At 47.9% G+C, this 16,675-nt stretch carries 15 protein-coding genes; 9 read left to right on the forward strand and 6 right to left on the reverse strand.

Annotated elements, in window-relative coordinates:
• Positions 1-36: 36 nt before the first annotated feature.
• Positions 37-486: a MarR family winged helix-turn-helix transcriptional regulator gene (locus AC1DPK_RS14660; RefSeq protein WP_477510773.1), complete on the reverse strand. Its 450-nt coding sequence runs from the start codon at positions 484-486 to the stop codon at positions 37-39.
• Between the two features lie 204 nt (positions 487-690).
• On the opposite strand from AC1DPK_RS14660, the gene AC1DPK_RS14665 reads away from it, so the two are divergent.
• Both AC1DPK_RS14665 and AC1DPK_RS14670 read left to right on the forward strand, forming a co-directional pair.
• The gene (locus tag AC1DPK_RS14665; RefSeq protein ID WP_441877689.1) at positions 691-927 is read left to right on the forward strand and encodes a DUF6953 family protein; all 237 of its coding nucleotides are present in this window, start codon (positions 691-693) and stop codon (positions 925-927) included.
• Between the two features lie 224 nt (positions 928-1,151).
• Positions 1,152-1,517, forward strand: a complete 366-nt coding sequence (locus AC1DPK_RS14670; RefSeq protein WP_477510774.1) for a hypothetical protein — start codon at positions 1,152-1,154, stop codon at positions 1,515-1,517.
• A 130-nt stretch (positions 1,518-1,647) separates the two neighbouring features.
• Here the strand turns inward: AC1DPK_RS14670 and AC1DPK_RS14675 are convergent, their stop codons facing one another.
• Genes AC1DPK_RS14675 through AC1DPK_RS14685 form a run of 3 tightly spaced genes read right to left on the reverse strand, consistent with a single transcriptional unit; the run spans position 1,648 to position 4,897 of the window.
• Positions 1,648-2,637 (reverse strand): 2,3-diaminopropionate biosynthesis protein SbnB, encoded by a 990-nt coding sequence (locus AC1DPK_RS14675; RefSeq protein ID WP_477510775.1) that lies wholly within the window; start codon positions 2,635-2,637, stop codon positions 1,648-1,650.
• Positions 2,638-2,685: 48 nt separating this feature from the next.
• Complete coding sequence (gene sbnA, locus AC1DPK_RS14680; RefSeq protein WP_477510776.1) at positions 2,686-3,633, reverse strand: 2,3-diaminopropionate biosynthesis protein SbnA; 948 nt, start codon at positions 3,631-3,633, stop codon at positions 2,686-2,688.
• Between the two features lie 13 nt (positions 3,634-3,646).
• Entirely contained in the window at positions 3,647-4,897 is a 1,251-nt protein-coding gene (locus AC1DPK_RS14685; protein ID WP_477510777.1) for a phenylacetate--CoA ligase family protein, read from the reverse strand.
• Positions 4,898-5,088: 191 nt separating this feature from the next.
• Between AC1DPK_RS14685 and AC1DPK_RS14690 the strand changes: the two genes are divergently transcribed.
• Positions 5,089-5,886 (forward strand): YheC/YheD family protein, encoded by a 798-nt coding sequence (locus AC1DPK_RS14690; protein WP_477510778.1) that lies wholly within the window; start codon positions 5,089-5,091, stop codon positions 5,884-5,886.
• 206 nt (positions 5,887-6,092) lie between these two features.
• Here AC1DPK_RS14690 and AC1DPK_RS14695 read toward each other — a convergent pair whose 3' ends face one another.
• On the reverse strand, positions 6,093-7,763 hold the full coding sequence (locus AC1DPK_RS14695) for a PucR family transcriptional regulator (RefSeq protein ID WP_477510779.1): 1,671 nt from the start codon (positions 7,761-7,763) through the stop codon (positions 6,093-6,095).
• Between the two features lie 218 nt (positions 7,764-7,981).
• Here AC1DPK_RS14695 and AC1DPK_RS14700 point away from each other — a divergent pair, with 218 nt between their 5' ends.
• From AC1DPK_RS14700 to AC1DPK_RS14725, 6 genes are all read left to right on the forward strand, one after another.
• Positions 7,982-8,743: an ABC transporter ATP-binding protein gene (locus AC1DPK_RS14700; protein WP_339206353.1), complete on the forward strand. Its 762-nt coding sequence runs from the start codon at positions 7,982-7,984 to the stop codon at positions 8,741-8,743.
• Between the two features lie 107 nt (positions 8,744-8,850).
• Positions 8,851-9,639, forward strand: a complete 789-nt coding sequence (locus tag AC1DPK_RS14705) for an ABC transporter permease (protein WP_477510790.1) — start codon at positions 8,851-8,853, stop codon at positions 9,637-9,639.
• 57 nt (positions 9,640-9,696) lie between these two features.
• Positions 9,697-10,770, forward strand: a complete 1,074-nt coding sequence (locus AC1DPK_RS14710; protein ID WP_477510780.1) for an ABC transporter substrate-binding protein — start codon at positions 9,697-9,699, stop codon at positions 10,768-10,770.
• A 205-nt stretch (positions 10,771-10,975) separates the two neighbouring features.
• Positions 10,976-12,349 (forward strand): allantoinase, encoded by a 1,374-nt coding sequence (locus AC1DPK_RS14715; RefSeq protein WP_477510781.1) that lies wholly within the window; start codon positions 10,976-10,978, stop codon positions 12,347-12,349.
• Positions 12,350-12,377: 28 nt separating this feature from the next.
• On the forward strand, positions 12,378-13,664 hold the full coding sequence (gene allC / locus AC1DPK_RS14720; RefSeq protein ID WP_477510782.1) for an allantoate deiminase: 1,287 nt from the start codon (positions 12,378-12,380) through the stop codon (positions 13,662-13,664).
• Positions 13,661-14,887, forward strand: coding sequence for a pyridoxal-phosphate-dependent aminotransferase family protein (locus AC1DPK_RS14725; RefSeq protein WP_477510783.1), 1,227 nt, complete (start codon positions 13,661-13,663; stop codon positions 14,885-14,887). Before allC ends, AC1DPK_RS14725 begins: the two co-directional genes overlap by 4 nt.
• 912 nt (positions 14,888-15,799) lie before the next feature.
• Here AC1DPK_RS14725 and AC1DPK_RS14730 read toward each other — a convergent pair.
• Positions 15,800-16,468: a PDDEXK family nuclease gene (locus AC1DPK_RS14730; RefSeq protein ID WP_477510784.1), complete on the reverse strand. Its 669-nt coding sequence runs from the start codon at positions 16,466-16,468 to the stop codon at positions 15,800-15,802.
• Positions 16,469-16,675 lie beyond the last annotated feature (207 nt).

The raw sequence follows: 16,675 nt of genomic DNA on the forward strand, positions 1-16,675 counted from the left end.
ACTTCAGAATAAGTAATGGGCAGCTGTCTTTTTCCGTTATGCTCTAGCTGATCCTTGCTGTATTCGGTCTAGGAACTGATGCATTTGTTCCAGCAATGCAGCACCTTCTTCAGGTGTGCCGTCAAGCTTGCGTGCGAGCTGATGAGGAATATCGACGGCTTGTTCCTTTAATGCTCGGCCTTGCGCTGTGAGTTCCACCAATACGCTGCGTTCATCGTTGCGGTCACGCGTACGCGTAATATGTCCTGCAGCTTCCAGCTTCTTAAGAAGCGGGGTCAACGTGCCTGAGTCGAGATAAAGCTTATTGCCAAGCGCGGTTACCGTAACATGGTCCTGCTCCCATAGGGCGAGCATTGTAACGTATTGCGTGTAGGTAAGGTCGATCTTCTCGAGCATTGGGCGATAAAGCTTAGTGATCTCGCGAGAGCAGGCATAAAAAGCGAAGCATATTTGATTGTCCAGTTTTAAAATTTCGTTGCTGTCCATGTTGTTGTCCTCCGTGGGAAGGTGAATTTGTTTGTTTAAAAGGCAATGAGCTAATGTTCTAAGTTTAACAAAATTAAATTGTGATAAATATAATATAGAGGAATGGACAATACACTGTCAATGCGCACAGCGACTCCTTATATTGTAGAGGGAGGACGAAGTGTGCTATAGTTACAGCGTTTATTTAATGGAGGAGTGAGAGCGATGTCTTATACTGCTAATGAGGTTGCAGAATGGATGCTGAACGAATTGAAGGAAAAAGGGATTTTGCATCAAAGCGCCGCAGTTGAGCATATAAAAAGCCATTTTGGCGAATCGTTTATATATGTGAATGAGCACGGCAACGCTTCAATCGACAAAGAAGTGAAAAAAATGTTCCGTAAGCTTCATAAGGGAAAGGCCGCTTGGGAGAGAGACGGTTTCTTCTGGGGCTGGAGCTAAACCGCATATTATTGTAGTGGGAAGCTGGGCGTTAAAGCCATAACGTCCATTTCTCATGAACAACTTGACAAAGGTAACTGTAATCATTAAACTTACAGTATGGAAGTCACCAATAGGACGTAGCTTAATCATAAAAGAAGCGTCTACTTTTTTAAAGCAAGTGTACCAAAAAAAGTTACAGTTAACGGGGTATTCTTACTATTAGGGATAGGTGGTGTTTGGAGATGAAATTCAACATAAGCGATTGGGTACAAGGTAAAACAAAAGATGGCGAGCTCATTCATGGTTTTGTCGAAACCATCGATATTTTGCAAGGATTTGTAACCGTGAGCGTTGTAAAGTCGGATAACGTAGAGGTTATAGGGAAAACTGTAGCCGTTCGTTCATCATGGCTCAAAAACGTATCCGAAATTACTATAAATGATGCGCAGGTTTTTCAAAATGCAATTGACTTAGCTTTAGATACATGGGACGAGGCTTGGTTTATGGAGCTGACCAATACGAAGAAAGCTAGCGAAGAAGCAGCTGAGGCTGGAGAGCGTTCGAAGGTATATTCATTTCCAGTCAATCGACTTGGTCAATCTGCTTAATCGAGCAGGTTTGCCTCCTATCACATCATAGCACCAACGAAAAAAAAGGATGATGCCATGCGTGCCGCTGGTGTCATCCTTTTTTTGTATACCCGTGAAGCGGCATATAGCCATTTTGCCGCTGGGAGCATTACTTAAGCTGTAGTCCGATTCCAAGCGCTTGCGCTCGCTGGATGAAATAATCGGCTATCGCCATATCAAACACGGCCATACCCATCGGACAAAATAATATAGGCTCCGAATCGGAGATGCTGGCAAGCGCTTCGCGGCATATCACATCGGTTAGGGAGCTGGTTTGTGCTTCAGTTAAGCCGCACTCAAGATGGAGCAGCTCAATGTCAGTATTTTCGCGGCAAACCTCTACCCAATCGTCGACGATAATCGCGTTAATGCCGCTTATAGCTGCTGTTGTATAATCCCGTAAAGAAACATCGAGCAGAAGAGTGCCTTCAGCGGGAGGAGTATCGATATAACGCTGAGAGCTTACTGTGCAATTAATAATGAGATTGCACTCGTTATATAACTGCTGCCAGCTGCTGGCGAGACGCGTACAGTGGCGCAGTGCAGCGTCCACAGCAGCGAGGTCAGGGTTATCCAGCTCGCATCCGCGTATATCATACACCTGTATATCCTCTAAATGCTCTCCGAATAGGCGGCAGCACATATCATAATGAAGCCGGCCTACAGGTCCGAAGCCGATGATTCCAATCTTTAAGCTTTTTGATGCGGTGCGTGTTTTTAGATAATGGCGGATGAATAAACCGCTGACTGCAGCTGTCCGGGCAGCACTCGGCAGCGAGGTGCCCAGCATGGCGTAAGGAATGCCTGTTTCTGCGTTGTTGAGCAGTGTGACGCTGTGTGCCCTTGGCAAACCGGCGTCGATATTGCCTGGGAAGCTGGCGATCCACTTCATACCGGCAGTCTTTACCGACCCGCCGATGTAAGCAGGCATAGCTATGATGCGATTAGCTGGATTGCGATAACGCAGGTAGGGCTTTATCGGCTGTGCATAATCGCCTGAATCGATAATTTGCACCGCAACCTCTATGCTGTCAACAAGCTCTTCCCAGTGCAATCCGATAGTGCGAATATGTTCATCGCCGAGATATAGCACGGTCATGTTCCTCTCGTTTTTGGATTAGGGAGTGTGCTAAATTTCAGAGCGGATTCAGCCGAATTGCTGCTTTACCCACTCATCGTTGAATACGGTATCCATGTATCGCTCTCCGCGATCATGTATAATAACGACGCATATGGCATCATCGGGCAGCTCGTGCTCGATCGATTTTAAGGCATGGATAATCGCGCCAGAGGAAGGTCCTGCCAAAATCGATTCCTGCGCAACGAGCAGTCTGCAGCCATCGACCATATCTTTATCGGCTACCTTTATAGATTGATCCATAAACCTCGTCTGGGCAAAGGGCGGTATGATACCTGTTCCAAGTCCCGGGAAGCGGCGGTTGCCGTTCAAACCTCCGAAAATAACGCTGCCTGCCGCATCGACAGCTACCACTTTCGTGGATAGCTTATGCTCGCGCACATATTGCGAGCAGCCTAACATGGTGCCGCAGGTGCTGACGCCGCCGACAATAAAATCGACATGGCCCAGCTCTTCAACAATTTCGTGCATCGTACCCTCATAGTGAGACAAATAGTTGTTTTTATTCGCATATTGATTCGGCCAGAAGCTATTGGGAATGCGCTCTAATAATTGCTGTACTCGATTTAACCTTGCGGGCAGAAACTCACCTGTCACAATATCAGGCTCTTCAACCAGTTCGATCTCTGCGCCATAAGCACGCATGATGCGGATATTTTGCTGCGCCGCCTTCGGATCAATGACGCTTACGAATTTCATGCCGAGGTAGGAGCTGATGGCAGCGAGACTAATCGCCATATTCCCTGAGCTGGACTCAATGATGACGGAGCCGGGCCCGATCAAGCCTTCATCCCATGCTTTATTAATAATACGGGCGGCGGATCGGTCTTTGGCGCTGCCTCCTGGGTTTAGCAATTCAAGCTTTGCGAATACTTTAATGCCGCGATCGTTCGCAAACAGCTTCGAGAGCTGAACGAGCGGCGTATTCCCGATGATGGACAACAAATTTCTCTCCAAAGGCTAACACCCCTTAAAAATAAATTTTTTTGGATTTCACCGTCCCGCGTTCAAGTTGTTCATTTTCCGCTGCGCGTGTTACCGAAATGCCCTCAAGCATGCGATTTTGAATCATTTGTCCAATGTCCCCAATTTTATGCTCGATAGCATGCTTAATATGGACAAGCATTTCATCTTTCAGCGATTTGCTTTGAATATGAACAAGCAGCTTATTCTCACGGAGTCTTACTCGAAGCTGTGCGTCATGGATGTATTGGTGTACGACACTTTCGATATCGTATAGGCTGATTTTTTCCCCATGCTTCAGATCCGTGCCGATTCGCTTGGAGATACAGCTGAAGCATTGCCGCTGCTTGCCGTCTATGCAGATGGTTTGAAAATCACGCACGACGTCGTAGGTGACGTACCTCATAGCTGGGAACAATGAACGTACAAAAGAGGTTAATGCGAGAACGGCTTCGTTCTCTTTCAGCGGTTCAAAGCTGTCGTCGATTTGCTCTGCCGGTATTGCCTCGGCATAAATGTCATCAGCGATGACATATAGCCCAAGCTCATGTGAATAGGAGGCGATTGCTCCAACTTCAATCGAGCCATACGTGTCTAAAATATGCTGCGGCTCGATTCCAAACCGTTCGGCCATGTTGTGCTGCCACTGGAGCGGGGCGATTTCGCCGACCACTATTATTTTTTTGATGCCAAACTGCTTCGGTTCCTTCGCGTGAGAGACGATAGCATCCAAAATCGACGGCATCGTATAAAGAAGCTCTGGTCGATAGGATTCCAGCCTCGCAATATGCTCTTCAATCGGGAGTGAGAACGACAGGGAATCCGCCTCCAAGCCAAGCCGCTCAAAGATGGTCAGCGCTGTGTTTGCTGCATGCCCTGTACCCATGTCGGCTAATGCTCTGCGAATAGGGACGGGAGGCTCAGCGGCAGTACTGGCTGCACTGGCGCTGGTGGTCAGCCAATCCTGAAAGCAGGCTGTTTTTGCATCGATATAACTCTCGTCATCTTCCTTTGAATAATAAATCGCTTTGCGAACGCCTGATGAAGTGCCTGAGGTTTTGTAAACGGACAAACCTTCCTCTTCTCGAGCTCTCCCCGTAAAATAATGCTGCTCCAAAATGTCCGACGTGATGAGCGGAAGATCAGACAACTGGCAAACTTGCGGATCTATTCCATCCTGTTGAAGAAGGGTGTTGTACCAGGGGTGATGCTGGACGATTCGCTTGATATGCGGATGAAGCAAAGCTAGTGGTGACATTTGGTGTTGAGCCTCCTGTAGGACAAATATCTCGAATGAATGCGTTAATTAAGCATATGTCGTTTGCGCCTCTAGGTTCTGATTATGGGGACAAACGCCTACATCCATTTCGTTCAAGCTTCGTATGCTAATAAGAGTGAATCATGAGGCAGTAGTATATTGTGAGAGAGAGGGTGGCTGCTATATCGTTTATGAAAAAACATCGTCGTACGGTTGCGGATAAGTGGGCCAAATCGGAAGTGATGAGACGTGACTCGGTGTTAAAGAATCATTTGCCGGAAGCGGAGATGATGACAAGGAAGAGCCTGCTTAAAATGTTAAAACAGTGGGGGATGGTGTATGTAAAGCCGATCAGAGGTGGACAGGGGAGAGGTGTGATGAGGGTAGAGCTTGACGAGGAGGGCTTTCGGCCCTATTCGTACCAGCTTGGAGAAAAAAGGTTGGCTTTTTTCACCTATAAAGCGGCTTATCGGTCTATTTTGAGAGATTCGAAAAGGAAGGCTTACCTAGTGCAAAAAGGGATTCGCTTGCTGAGGCATAAGGGGCGTCCATTTGATATAAGGCTCGTGGTGCAGCAGTCGCCGCACGGGGTTTGGGAGGCGACGGGAACTTTGGGCAGAGTAGCTCATCCTCGGAAAATTGTAACGAATGGCAGTCAGGGAGGAACGATTTATCCAACAGGGTATTTGCTGAGGCGTTATATGAGTGCGCCAGTGAGGCGGCGTATGTTGAATGGGATGGATAAGCTTGGCGTTCTCACCGCAATGAAGCTCCACCAGACGTATCCCGGCATTAAGGAATTAGGTGTCGATCTTGCGCTTGATCGCGAGCTTAAGCCATGGATACTTGAAGTTAATACGCTGCCTGATCCATGCCCGTTCTTACTGCTTGATGACCAATCGATGCTTCGGAAAATCGTACGCTACGGCAAGGCATACGGAAAAACCTACAAGCTGAACTGTAAAAAGGCGAAGCGCGGGGTTAGGTAGAGCGTTGCGGGTGGGCAAGCTCGACTAACCGCTTTAAGGGCGCGGATGCTCTAACAGCACATAAGTGCCAGAGTTAGCACCTAATAAGCACATATATATGCATATTAGGTGCAATTGGCATAAGATCAGCTCGAAATCTTGCTGGTAAGCACAAATATGCCCTTACAGCGTGGAAAGTAATACGAGTCGAGTGCTCAAGTTTGCACTTAGTCTGTCATGAACATCAACTGCATCGAAAATGCGGTGCGGAAGCGAAGGCTCTCCACGGGATCTCGCAAATCGCGGCCGGTGAGCCTTTCGCATTTTTCGAGGCGATAGGTGACGGTGTTGCGATGCACGAACAGCTGCTTTGCCGTTTCGGCAAGCTGACAATGCGTATCGTAGAAGGTGCTGAGCGTTTTCATTAAATCGCTGCGCTCCTTGCCTTCAATGCTTAATAAATCCTTGAACGTCTCCTCGTAATATTCCTTGAGCTCCTCCTTTGGGATCATCCGCAGCAAGTTGCTGAAATCTTTGGCGCGGTAAGGTTGGACAAACTGCTTCTTTCGCGCGTCGTAACCTGTTTGCAGCGCTTCGATCGCTTCCTTATAGGATAAAGGGACTTGTGTAAGCTGTGATACCGGATTCCCGATGCCAATCGAGATGGGGATGCCGTGCTGCTCGCTTAGGCAAAGCACCATTTGCTTCAGCTGCCCTAAAAACTTATCTTCGGTGCCTTTGGCAGCATCTTGATTTGCCTTAAGTGCGATAAGGAAGCAGAAGTATTCGTTTTTCGTAAAAAGTACAAAACGCAAATCAAGCTTCGAAAACTCGCTTTTCAGTACATTGTAATGGCGGTCGCGCTCAGATATAAAGCGGCCATCAGATTCGAGTGCGCTTGGCGGACGAAAAGAATCAAAAGAGGTATCGCGCTTAGCGACAATGCTGACGTAAACGGGATGATTCAACAAATCATAGTTTTTGCTGCGATGAATAAGCTCTTGCTCAGAGGTAATGAGGCCGTCAACAAAGTCGGAGAAAAACTCATTTTTATAACGCCGCGACCGCTCTTTGACCGCTTGCTTCTTGATAAGCTCGAGTCCGATGACGTTGGCGGCTTGTTCCATTGCATGTTTCGTTAAGTTGCTGAAGTGTTTGCTGCTGTCGCTCGTCAAAGCGACCAACAATCCTTCTAGCTGAAAGGTAACAATCGGGTACAGCTCAACAGCTGTAAAAGGTGCGCCAATGAAAGTTGGAGAAGTAAATGGGATGCTATAAGAGCTGTGCAGCGAGGGTGAGATCAGCTCTGCTTGAAGATCGGACGACAATGCAAGATACAAATCCGTTGTCATAGCGTTTGAACGATGTAGAAGTCCGCCTTGTGGATTGATCAGCATAACCGGGGAGTCGATAAGTAGCGACAACGCTTCGATGACGTCGACGGTGCTTTTGCCCTGCATAATCATTTGTGAAAACTGTTTATGTGTCGTCAATGCATAATGCAGCTCATCCGTGCGCTTCTCCAAAATATGGCTAAGCGAGTCATTGCATATATCACCCAGCGAATGTGCCAGAGACAGCTCGATAATCGGGAAATGAAGCTTTTCCGCACACTGAAGCACATCGCTTGGCACCTCCTGCAAAAAACGTTTGGTCTTAATCGCTAGACCGGCACATCCGAACTCAGCCATGCTTTTGACGAGTGAGAGCAGAGCCTCTGGTTGATCCTTCATCGCATAACCGGTCGTGAGAAGCAATTCCTGCGGTTTCAAATAGTTAATAATATCTGGAGCGTCCATGATGTTGACCGATTGGACGCTATTTGTCATGCCGTCATGTCCGGCAAGTATTTTTGCATTCGCATATACCGGGAGAGATAAGAGTTCTTTTAGGAGCATAACCACACCGCCAATGCTTTTTATGTTAGATTATATGACACAATATATCATCTATGCAGCGGGGTGTAAATATATGATTGTGCGGATTATGCAAGGAACATGGGATATTTTTAGCTACTATGCACAATGACAATGACATGGATTCGGATTATGATGTAGCTACAAAACAATTTTGTGTTATATAACCTGACAACAACAAGGGATTGGGGTTGGTACAAATGAAATTAGTGGTGAATCAGGTTGGGAAAAGCTTTGGAAGCAGAACGATTTTGAAAAATGTAGATCTTACAGTTAACTCGCATGAGTTTATTTGCATACTTGGCCATAGCGGATGCGGCAAATCGACGCTGTTAAATATGATTGCGGGTTACCTTCTGCCTGATGATGGTGCGATTACCGTAGATGGAGAAGAAATTAAGGGGCCTTCCAAGTCGAGAGGAATGGTATTTCAGGATCATGCCTTATTCCCTTGGATGACCATAAAGGACAACATTGCCTTCGGCCCAGAAGTGCAGAAGATGCCAAAAGCACAGGCGAAGGAAACCGCAATGGAGTTTCTGAAGCTGGTAGGGCTGGAACAATACGCCGGACATTATCCTGGTGAATTGTCGGGGGGTATGAAGCAGCGGGTAGGCATTGCAAGGGCGCTTGCGAGCAAGCCGGACATTTTGCTAATGGATGAGCCGTTTGGCGCACTGGACGTACTGACGCGAGAGACGATGCGAGTAGAGCTGCAAAAGATTTGCAGTCAGCTCAAACCAACAATCCTGTTCGTGACACACAGCATAAGCGAAGCGGTTTATCTCGCGGATCGTGTTGTCGTGATGAAGCATGGTGAAATTGCAGAAATTTTCGAGGTCGGAATTAAACATCCGCGATCTTCCCATTCTGCTGGTTTTGGCGAAATGATGAGCCGCATTGAACGGGTTCTTATGGATGAGGAGCATCTGGAGCTAGCGCAAGCAAAGGTGGGGTCATAATGAACGGAGCCAAATTATCTACCGTGAAGGACACAGGAAGCATGCAGGCCTCACGGACGGGGACGACGGTAATAAGCAAGCAGACGCGAGGCAAACGGCCATCGGCAATGAATCAGTTTTTTCAGAAATATAACATCCTCCCATCCATAATGTTTTTCGTTTTTTGGGAGCTGTTCTCTAGAGTGAATGAAACGGCAAAGTTTTTTAATCCGAACTTTCTTCCTGCACCGACCATGCTGCTATCGGAGGGCTGGGAGCTCGCGAAGACGGGGATTATTACAGACAGCTTGATCTCTAGTACGATTCGAATTGCGCTTGGCTTTGTTATCGGAAGTGCGGTGGCGGTAGGGGTTGGCGTCATCATGAGCAAGTTCAAAACGGTTGAACGATGGTTTTCACCCATTCTCAACTTAGTTGGCCCGATTCCGACCTTGGCGCTGCTGCCCTTGTTTATTATCTGGTTCGGGATCGGCGAGTTTCCGAAGGTTCTGCTTATTGCGTGGACAACGTTTATCCCGGTGCTGGTGTATACGCTGGACGGATTTAAGTCGGTGCCTTCCACGCTGATCCGATCTGCGCTCAGCTTGGGTGCGACGGAGCGGCAAATTTTCACGAGAGTGATGCTGCCGTCAGCCATTCCGAATTTCCTCGTTGGCGCGCAGGTGAGTCTGGGCTTATCCTTCTCGGCGCTCATCGTCTCCGAGATGATGGGGGCCAAATCAGGGCTTGGCTACATCATCGTAGATGCGAGAAATTATTTTAAAATATCGAATATGTTCATTGCCATCATTCTGATTGGCCTAGAATATAGCTTGTTTTCTTACCTGCTGAAGCTGGTTGAGAAGAGGGTAATGGCTTGGCGTAAAGGCGGACTTCGAGATGCCATCGAGAAGTAACGCTACATACGAAGCTGAAGCAGTACAACTAAAAAGAGATAAGTGGAGGGAATACCAATGAAAAAATCGGGAAAATGGTTTAAATCTGCAATTGTCCTTACGTCGTTAACTTTTGTGCTTGCTGCGTGCGGCGGCAACGAGAAGGCGCCAGCAAATGCAAATGCAAATGCGCCGGCATCCACTGAGCTTGAGATGAAAGATCTAACGCTAGTTGGTGTTCGTGATGCACAAATCTCATCGCAGCAAATTATTGCCGACAAGCTTGGTTATTTCAAGGAAGAAGGGCTTAATGTAACGAGTCAACTGATCGAGAGCGGGCCGGATATCGGACCGATGGTTGCCGGCGGCAGCGCACCTGTAAGTATTCAAACGAACTTTATGGATATTATTTTGAAATCAACAGACATTCCGGTCAAAATCATTGCGCCGCTCGCACAAATTGCTGGCACGCAAGCGGTTGTAGGTTCAAGCAAGCTTGAGTTGAAGAGCGCGAAGGACCTTGAAGGCAAAACGATAGGTATTCCAAGCGGTGCTGACGTTACGATTGCAATCAATAACATGGCTAAAGAGCTTGGTGTAGATGCAAGCAAAATCAAATATGTAAATCTTGCACCTAGCGACGCGGTTGTCGCTTTGGAGAAGGGTGACATCGATGCACTGGCTGCTTGGGAGCCGTTCATTACGAAGGCGATTCAAGGCGGCGGCAAGTTCCTCTTCAGCGGCACGAAGAGCGAGCTTCCTGACAAGCAAGGTGATGTGAATTGGATGAGCGTGCATACGACGATCCAAGTTTCCGATGATTTCCTTAAGAAAAACCCGAACACTTTAAAAGCTGTCCTGCGCGCTTTGAAGAAAGCGACGGATTATATCAATGACAACCGTGAGGAAGCGATTAAAACATTAGCGCCTGAGCTGCACCTTAGTGAGGAAGAGCTGACTCAAATCATGTCACGGAATGTGTATTCGATGGAAGTCAGCGATACTTATGTGTTTGGAAGCAATGGGCCTGCTGTCGGCGAGTATCTGAAATCAGTTGGCAACATCAAATCGATTCCTGCTTCAGCTTCCTATCATGATCTGAGCCTGCTGAAAGAGGTAGATGCAAGCTTGATAGTTACGGAACTGAAATAGAAGTAGAACTGAAATAGAAATAGAGTGCGGCTAAAACATGCTCATCTCCATAAGGAGATTTGTTTTACACAAATAGGTAGTTAATAGGGCCGCGGACCTCGTTGTCCGTGGTCTATTTCATTAGCAGCGCAGCTGCTTCGCGATTTGGCAGATTCGGCTCATAAACGGCATAAAAGTGACTGGGCAATGAAAGGCGGAGGGTGAGATGGTCGGTCGAGAGAAGCTGGATGTATTGATCAAAAACGGCAGCGTCGTATTGAAGGATGAAGTGCGAATGCTGGGCATAGGAATCAAAGCGGGACGTATTGTTGTGCTTGGCGAGAATCTCGATGATATAGAGGCGAATTTGGTAGTGGATGCAGCGGGCTTAACCATTATGGCTGGCATGATTGATGTACACGTCCATTTGAATGAGCCGGGCTTGGGAGAGTGGGAAGGCTTTGAGAAGGGGTCCGCTGCTCTCGCGGCTGGCGGCTGTACCACCTATATTGATATGCCGCTAAATGGCATCCCACCTACAGTCACTGTGGATGGTATGCACCAGAAGCTGGCGGCTGCAGAGGGGCGGTCCTATGTGGATTATGCTATCTGGGGCGGTTTGGTGCCTGGCAAGCTGCATGAGCTTGCGCCTTTGGATGAAGCCGGAGTGGTTGGTTTTAAAGCATTCATGTCATCGCCGGGTGATCCGAGTGAGGATGCGTTTCGAGAGGTGGATGATTATACGCTGTTCGAAGGCATGAAGATCATCGCGGGTCTCGGCAAGGTGCTAGCCCTTCATGCCGAAAGCGAGCCGATTGTTGCTAAGCTTGGTCAAGCGATGCGGGCGGAAGGACGATTGACGCCTGCTGACTATGTGGCCTCGCGGCCTATTATTGCTGAGCTGGAGGCTATCAATCGGGCACTCTTTTATGCGGAGCAAACGGGCTGTGCGCTTCATTTTGTTCATATTAGCAGCGAGGCGGGCATTAATCTGATTACGGCTGCGCGTGAGCGCGGGATGAACGTTACGGTTGAAACCTGTCCGCATTATTTAGCTTTAACAGCGGCTGATTTGGATCGTAAGGGAGCGGTGGCAAAATGCTCTCCGCCGCTGCGAGATGCCAAGGAGCGGGCGAAGCTGTGGAATGCCGTTGCCGAAGGGCGAGTGGATATGATTTCGTCGGATCATTCGCCTTGTCCAGCCTCGATGAAGGAGGCGGACAACTTCTTTGATGCTTGGGGCGGTATCGCAGGAGCGCAAAGCTCGGTAGAGCTCATTGTGGGAGAAGGCCATGTGAAGCGGGGGCTGCCGCTCACGCTGATCAGCGAGCTGCTGGCAAGCGGGCCGGCAAGACGATTTGGACTGCAAGATTCGAAGGGTGAAATACGCATTGGTGCAGACGCTGACCTTGTGCTGATTGATTTGAACAAGTCTTATACGCTGGAAGCGGAGCAGCTGTATCAACGTCATAAGCATAGTCCGTATGTCGGTGAAGAGCTTCATTGCAAAATAAAGGCTACCTATGTAAGGGGTCGCCTTGTCTATGAAGAATCGGAAGGGTTAAGCGAGAGTATGCAAGGCGAGTGGGTTAGGCAATAGGCTTAAGTTAATGGAAGGAGGAGCAGCTATGATGCGAAGTGTACTTTCCCATCCGAGAGAGAAGGAACGGCTATTATCGTATTTCGAGACGCAGGTTATGCAAGTATTAAATTGGCTGGCAACATATAGCCCGGATGAAGAAGGCGGCATAACGCGGCTGCTTTATACCGAGGGATGGCTGGAGACGCAGCAAGCGCTTGCGCTCAAAATGGAGAGCTGCGGTCTAACGACGGAGTTTGATAACGTTGGCAACTTATTCGGAAAATTACAAGGCGACGATCCGGATGCGCCTTCTATTATAACGGGCTCACATATTGATACGGTTATTCAAGGCGGGCATTATGACGGAGCCTATGGCATTGCGGCGGGTTTGCTTGCACTTGATTATTTGCAAAAGCAATTCGGCAACCCGAAGCGAACGCTGGAGCTTGTATCCCTCTGCGAAGAGGAAGGCAGCCGATTTCCGATGGCTTACTGGGGATCGGGCAGCATCGCCGGCAAACGAAACTTTGAGCAAATTGTTCATTTGCAGGATGCTCAAGATGTATTTTTTGCGGATGCGATGCAGCAATGCGGCTTTGGTGAAGGAACGGGCAGGGATAGCCGCCGTCATGATATTGGCGCGTTTATTGAGATCCATATCGAGCAAGGGGCGGTGCTGGAGCAGGAAGGCGTCGCTATCGGTGTAGTGGAAACAATTGCTGGCCAACGAAGATTGAAGTTTGAAGTCATTGGCGAATCGAATCATGCGGGAACGACTCCGATGCATATGCGCAGGGATGCGCTTGAAGGGGTTAGTGCGATGATTGGGGCGCTGCGTCAAGAGGCTATGCGGCTTGGATCGCCATTAGTGGCGACTGCTGGCAGGCTGCAGGTGTTTCCGAATGTACCAAATGTCGTTCCGGGAAAGGTTGTATTTACTGTAGATGCGCGTCATGCCAATGAACAGGCTCTCGATAGCTTTTGCCGCTGGATCGTACAGCGTTTTACGGCATTGGCAGGTGAGAGGCAGCTGCAGATTCAAGGGACGGAGTGGTTTAGGGAAGAACCGGTTCCGATGAATAATGTGCTCAAACAGCATATGGATCATATTTGTGGTGAAATGGGCATTTCTTCGAAACGAATGGTTAGCGGAGCGGGGCATGATGCACAAATGTTTGAGCATATTTGTCCGACTGCGATGTTATTTGTTCCAAGTAGACGAGGCATATCGCATTCACCGGAGGAGTATACAGAGCCACGGGAGCTTGCGGTTGGTGTACTCGTGCTGACAGAGCTGCTGTATCGACTAGGCTATGAGGGGGAAGAGCTATGAAGCTATACAAAGATTTGGCGCCATCACCGCGTACGATTATGACACCGGGTCCAGTCGAGGTGGATCCGCGGGTGCTGCGGGCGATGTCGTATCCGATATTGGGACAATTTGACCCAGAGTTTACGGCATTAATGAATGAAACAATGGAGATGCTGCGCCAATTATTTAAGACTGATAATGAATGGGCATTCCCTGTGGACGGGACGTCGAGGTCGGGGATAGAGGCTGTTCTCGTAGGCTTGATCGAGCCTGGCGATAAGGTGCTGGTACCGATTTATGGACGCTTCGGCCATTTGCTGACCGAGATTGCGAAGCGCTGCGGTGCTGAGGTTGTAACACTGGAGAAAGATTGGGGCAGTGTATTTTTAACGGAGGAAATAGTTAATGCCATAAAGGAGCATCAGCCTGATGTCGTAGCACTTGTGCATGGCGAGACATCAACGGGAAGAATGCAGCCGCTCGAAGGCATCGGGCAAGCGTGCAGGGAAGTGAATGCGCTCTTCATTGTGGACGCTGTTGCGACAATTGGCGGTATTGAGGTAGCGACTGATCGGCTGCTCATCGATGCGGTAATTGGAGGCACGCAGAAGTGTTTATCCGTACCGGCAGGCATGGCGCCGATTACGTACAATAAACGTGCAGAGGTGAAGCTGCTCAGCCGCAAAAAGGTTGAAAGAGGGCTGCTTCTTGCTGACGACGAGGATGACCCGCTGCTGCGCCCGATTCAAAGCAACTACTTGGATTTGAGTCAGCTGCAGGATTATTGGAGTCCGGCTCGGCTCAATCATCATACGGAAGCGACGTCCATGCTTTATGCGCTTCGTGAAGGGCTGCGGCTCGTGCTGGAAGAGGGGCTGGAGGCGCGTTTTGCACGGCATCGTGAGCATGAAGGAGCGTTGATTGCTGGTTTGGAGGCAATGGGCTTGCGTCTCTACGGCGACCCCGCCTGCAAAATGACCGTCGTTACTTGTATTGAAATTCCGGCTGGCATAGACGGAGAATCTGTACGTTCGATGCTGCTTGATCATTACGGCATCGAGATCGCCAGCTCCTTCGGTCCCTTGAAGGGGAAAATATGGCGCATCGGCACGATGGGCTACAGCTGCAGCAAGCGCAACGTGCTGCTTACGCTCGGCGCGCTGGAAGCCGTTCTGCTGCGACACGGTCATCAGTTGGAGGCAGGCCTGGCACTGCAGGCGGCTATGGATGTTTATGGGATGTAGATCAAACAGCTTGCTCCCTTGTATAAGGTGAGAGCAGGCTGTTTGTTTTGGATCAAGAGCAGTATGATTTGTAGATTTATTTTAGTTGGTGGGCTTTAGGTTCTGGCACTTTGGTCTTTAGGTTTTGATGTCTTTGCTCGTTAGGGAGCGGGCTGGCACTGCAGGCAGCTATGGATTTACATAAGATGTAGGTTAAATAGCATGCTTCTTTATTAAAGGTGAGTACGGGCTGCTAGATTTGAACCAAAAAGGAATGACTTATAGATTTTTTATTGGGTGAGTTTATGCTTTTGGACTTTGGTCCTTAGTTTTAAATGAATTTTCTCGCTATCCCGTACCGTGATTGTTGCGCGTTGTTGCTGACGGTTGATTACTATAGTCTATTTGGCTAACTAGTTGTATTGATGCGGCTATCCTGCACATTTGCAGTAACTTAAGCTAATTTAGGAGTAAAACCTCTCTATCCTGTATTTCTGCAGGAACTAGCTCGTAATTCGGTATTGCAAGCTTATAAATGAGATGCTATATGGTATAAATACAACATAGATGCTACGAATTAAGCTAATCCAGCCGCTATCCTGCATTTCTACAGGATAGCTTAATTCACAATGGTGATTAAATAGCACGATAATTAGCGCGATGCACTATTGTAGTTAACTAGCACAATTAAATAATGCAATCACTAGCGCGATGCACAATTGCAGTTAATTAGAGCAATTAACAAACGCAATCACTAGCGCGATGTACTATTGCAGTTAACTCGCACAATTAACTAACGCAATCACTAGCGCGATGCACTATTGCGGTTAACTATCATAATCAACTAAAGCAATCACTACCATAATTCACAATTCCGATTAGCTGTTTACTGGTGAAATGCAATACTGATCATGATTCCCTCACTACGCCCTATTAGAATAAGAGCTCAAGCGTGTCTTTTTTCAGCTCATAATATCTGATGGTTCTCCCTTTGGATACGGATTGGAGCCAACCTTTGTCAGCTAGTCCGGCAAGGAGCTTACGGGCTGTGCGGAAGTTGAGCTTCCACGCGTTGCAAACATCAATTGGGCGAATAGGGCGACCGAGCTGCCATGCGAGCAGGAGCAAATCTTTTTCAATTTTTGAAACGGGATTTATATTTACTTTTTGCAATAAATAAGGTCCGATAACGAGCTGAAGCAAAGAGCGGCATATTTCTGGTCGATCTTTAATATCGTCAAAAGAAAAATGGATCATTTTCCAGCCTAATGCAGTTAAGAAAGTGTCACGATTTAGTGAGTAGCTGAATTTCTCGCGATCCATGTCTTTGACATGAGACTGAAAACCGTCGCATTCTATATCAAAACGCCCAAAAGGCGGGAGAAACGCAAAATCAAGAAAATACGATTTGCGGTTCCGATCATAGACTTCATATTCTGGGTGCAGGTAATCAAAATTGCCGAATACCGGCCACCATACATTTTGAAGAAGGAGCTTCTCGCCATAGCTGTGTCCTCTTAATAATCTCGCTTTGCGTTCACCGCTTCTCTTTTCTAAATGTTTCTCAATAAAAAGCGTGTGCATATGTTCAAAAGTGTGCATGATGTGTTCCCTCCTTATATTTGGACAAAAAAAGAACGTCCCTTTGCCATGAGCAGAAGGGACTGACCCCATAACGTGAGACAAATCAAAACACCTTCAAGAAAATGCAACCATGTCGTAAGATATGGAGACAACCTTGGAGGTGTTTTTACGTTGGCAACAAGAGTAAGTTATCCAGTGGAAATAAAGGCAAAAGCAATTGAAATG

The organism is Paenibacillus sp. 01T424, assembly GCF_056398745.1.

Coding starts and splice junctions, on each gene's coding strand:
- AC1DPK_RS14660 (WP_477510773.1), bottom strand. CDS start 486: ATGGACAGCAACGAAATTTTAAAACTGGACAATCAAATATGCTTCGCT.
- AC1DPK_RS14665 (WP_441877689.1), top strand. CDS start 691: ATGTCTTATACTGCTAATGAGGTTGCAGAATGGATGCTGAACGAATTG.
- AC1DPK_RS14670 (WP_477510774.1), top strand. CDS start 1,152: ATGAAATTCAACATAAGCGATTGGGTACAAGGTAAAACAAAAGATGGC.
- AC1DPK_RS14675 (WP_477510775.1), bottom strand. CDS start 2,637: ATGACCGTGCTATATCTCGGCGATGAACATATTCGCACTATCGGATTG.
- AC1DPK_RS14685 (WP_477510777.1), bottom strand. CDS start 4,897: ATGTCACCACTAGCTTTGCTTCATCCGCATATCAAGCGAATCGTCCAG.
- AC1DPK_RS14690 (WP_477510778.1), top strand. CDS start 5,089: ATGAAAAAACATCGTCGTACGGTTGCGGATAAGTGGGCCAAATCGGAA.
- AC1DPK_RS14695 (WP_477510779.1), bottom strand. CDS start 7,763: ATGCTCCTAAAAGAACTCTTATCTCTCCCGGTATATGCGAATGCAAAA.
- AC1DPK_RS14700 (WP_339206353.1), top strand. CDS start 7,982: ATGAAATTAGTGGTGAATCAGGTTGGGAAAAGCTTTGGAAGCAGAACG.
- AC1DPK_RS14705 (WP_477510790.1), top strand. CDS start 8,851: ATGAATCAGTTTTTTCAGAAATATAACATCCTCCCATCCATAATGTTT.
- AC1DPK_RS14710 (WP_477510780.1), top strand. CDS start 9,697: ATGAAAAAATCGGGAAAATGGTTTAAATCTGCAATTGTCCTTACGTCG.
- AC1DPK_RS14715 (WP_477510781.1), top strand. CDS start 10,976: ATGGTCGGTCGAGAGAAGCTGGATGTATTGATCAAAAACGGCAGCGTC.
- allC (WP_477510782.1), top strand. CDS start 12,378: ATGATGCGAAGTGTACTTTCCCATCCGAGAGAGAAGGAACGGCTATTA.
- AC1DPK_RS14725 (WP_477510783.1), top strand. CDS start 13,661: ATGAAGCTATACAAAGATTTGGCGCCATCACCGCGTACGATTATGACA.
- AC1DPK_RS14730 (WP_477510784.1), bottom strand. CDS start 16,468: ATGCACACTTTTGAACATATGCACACGCTTTTTATTGAGAAACATTTA.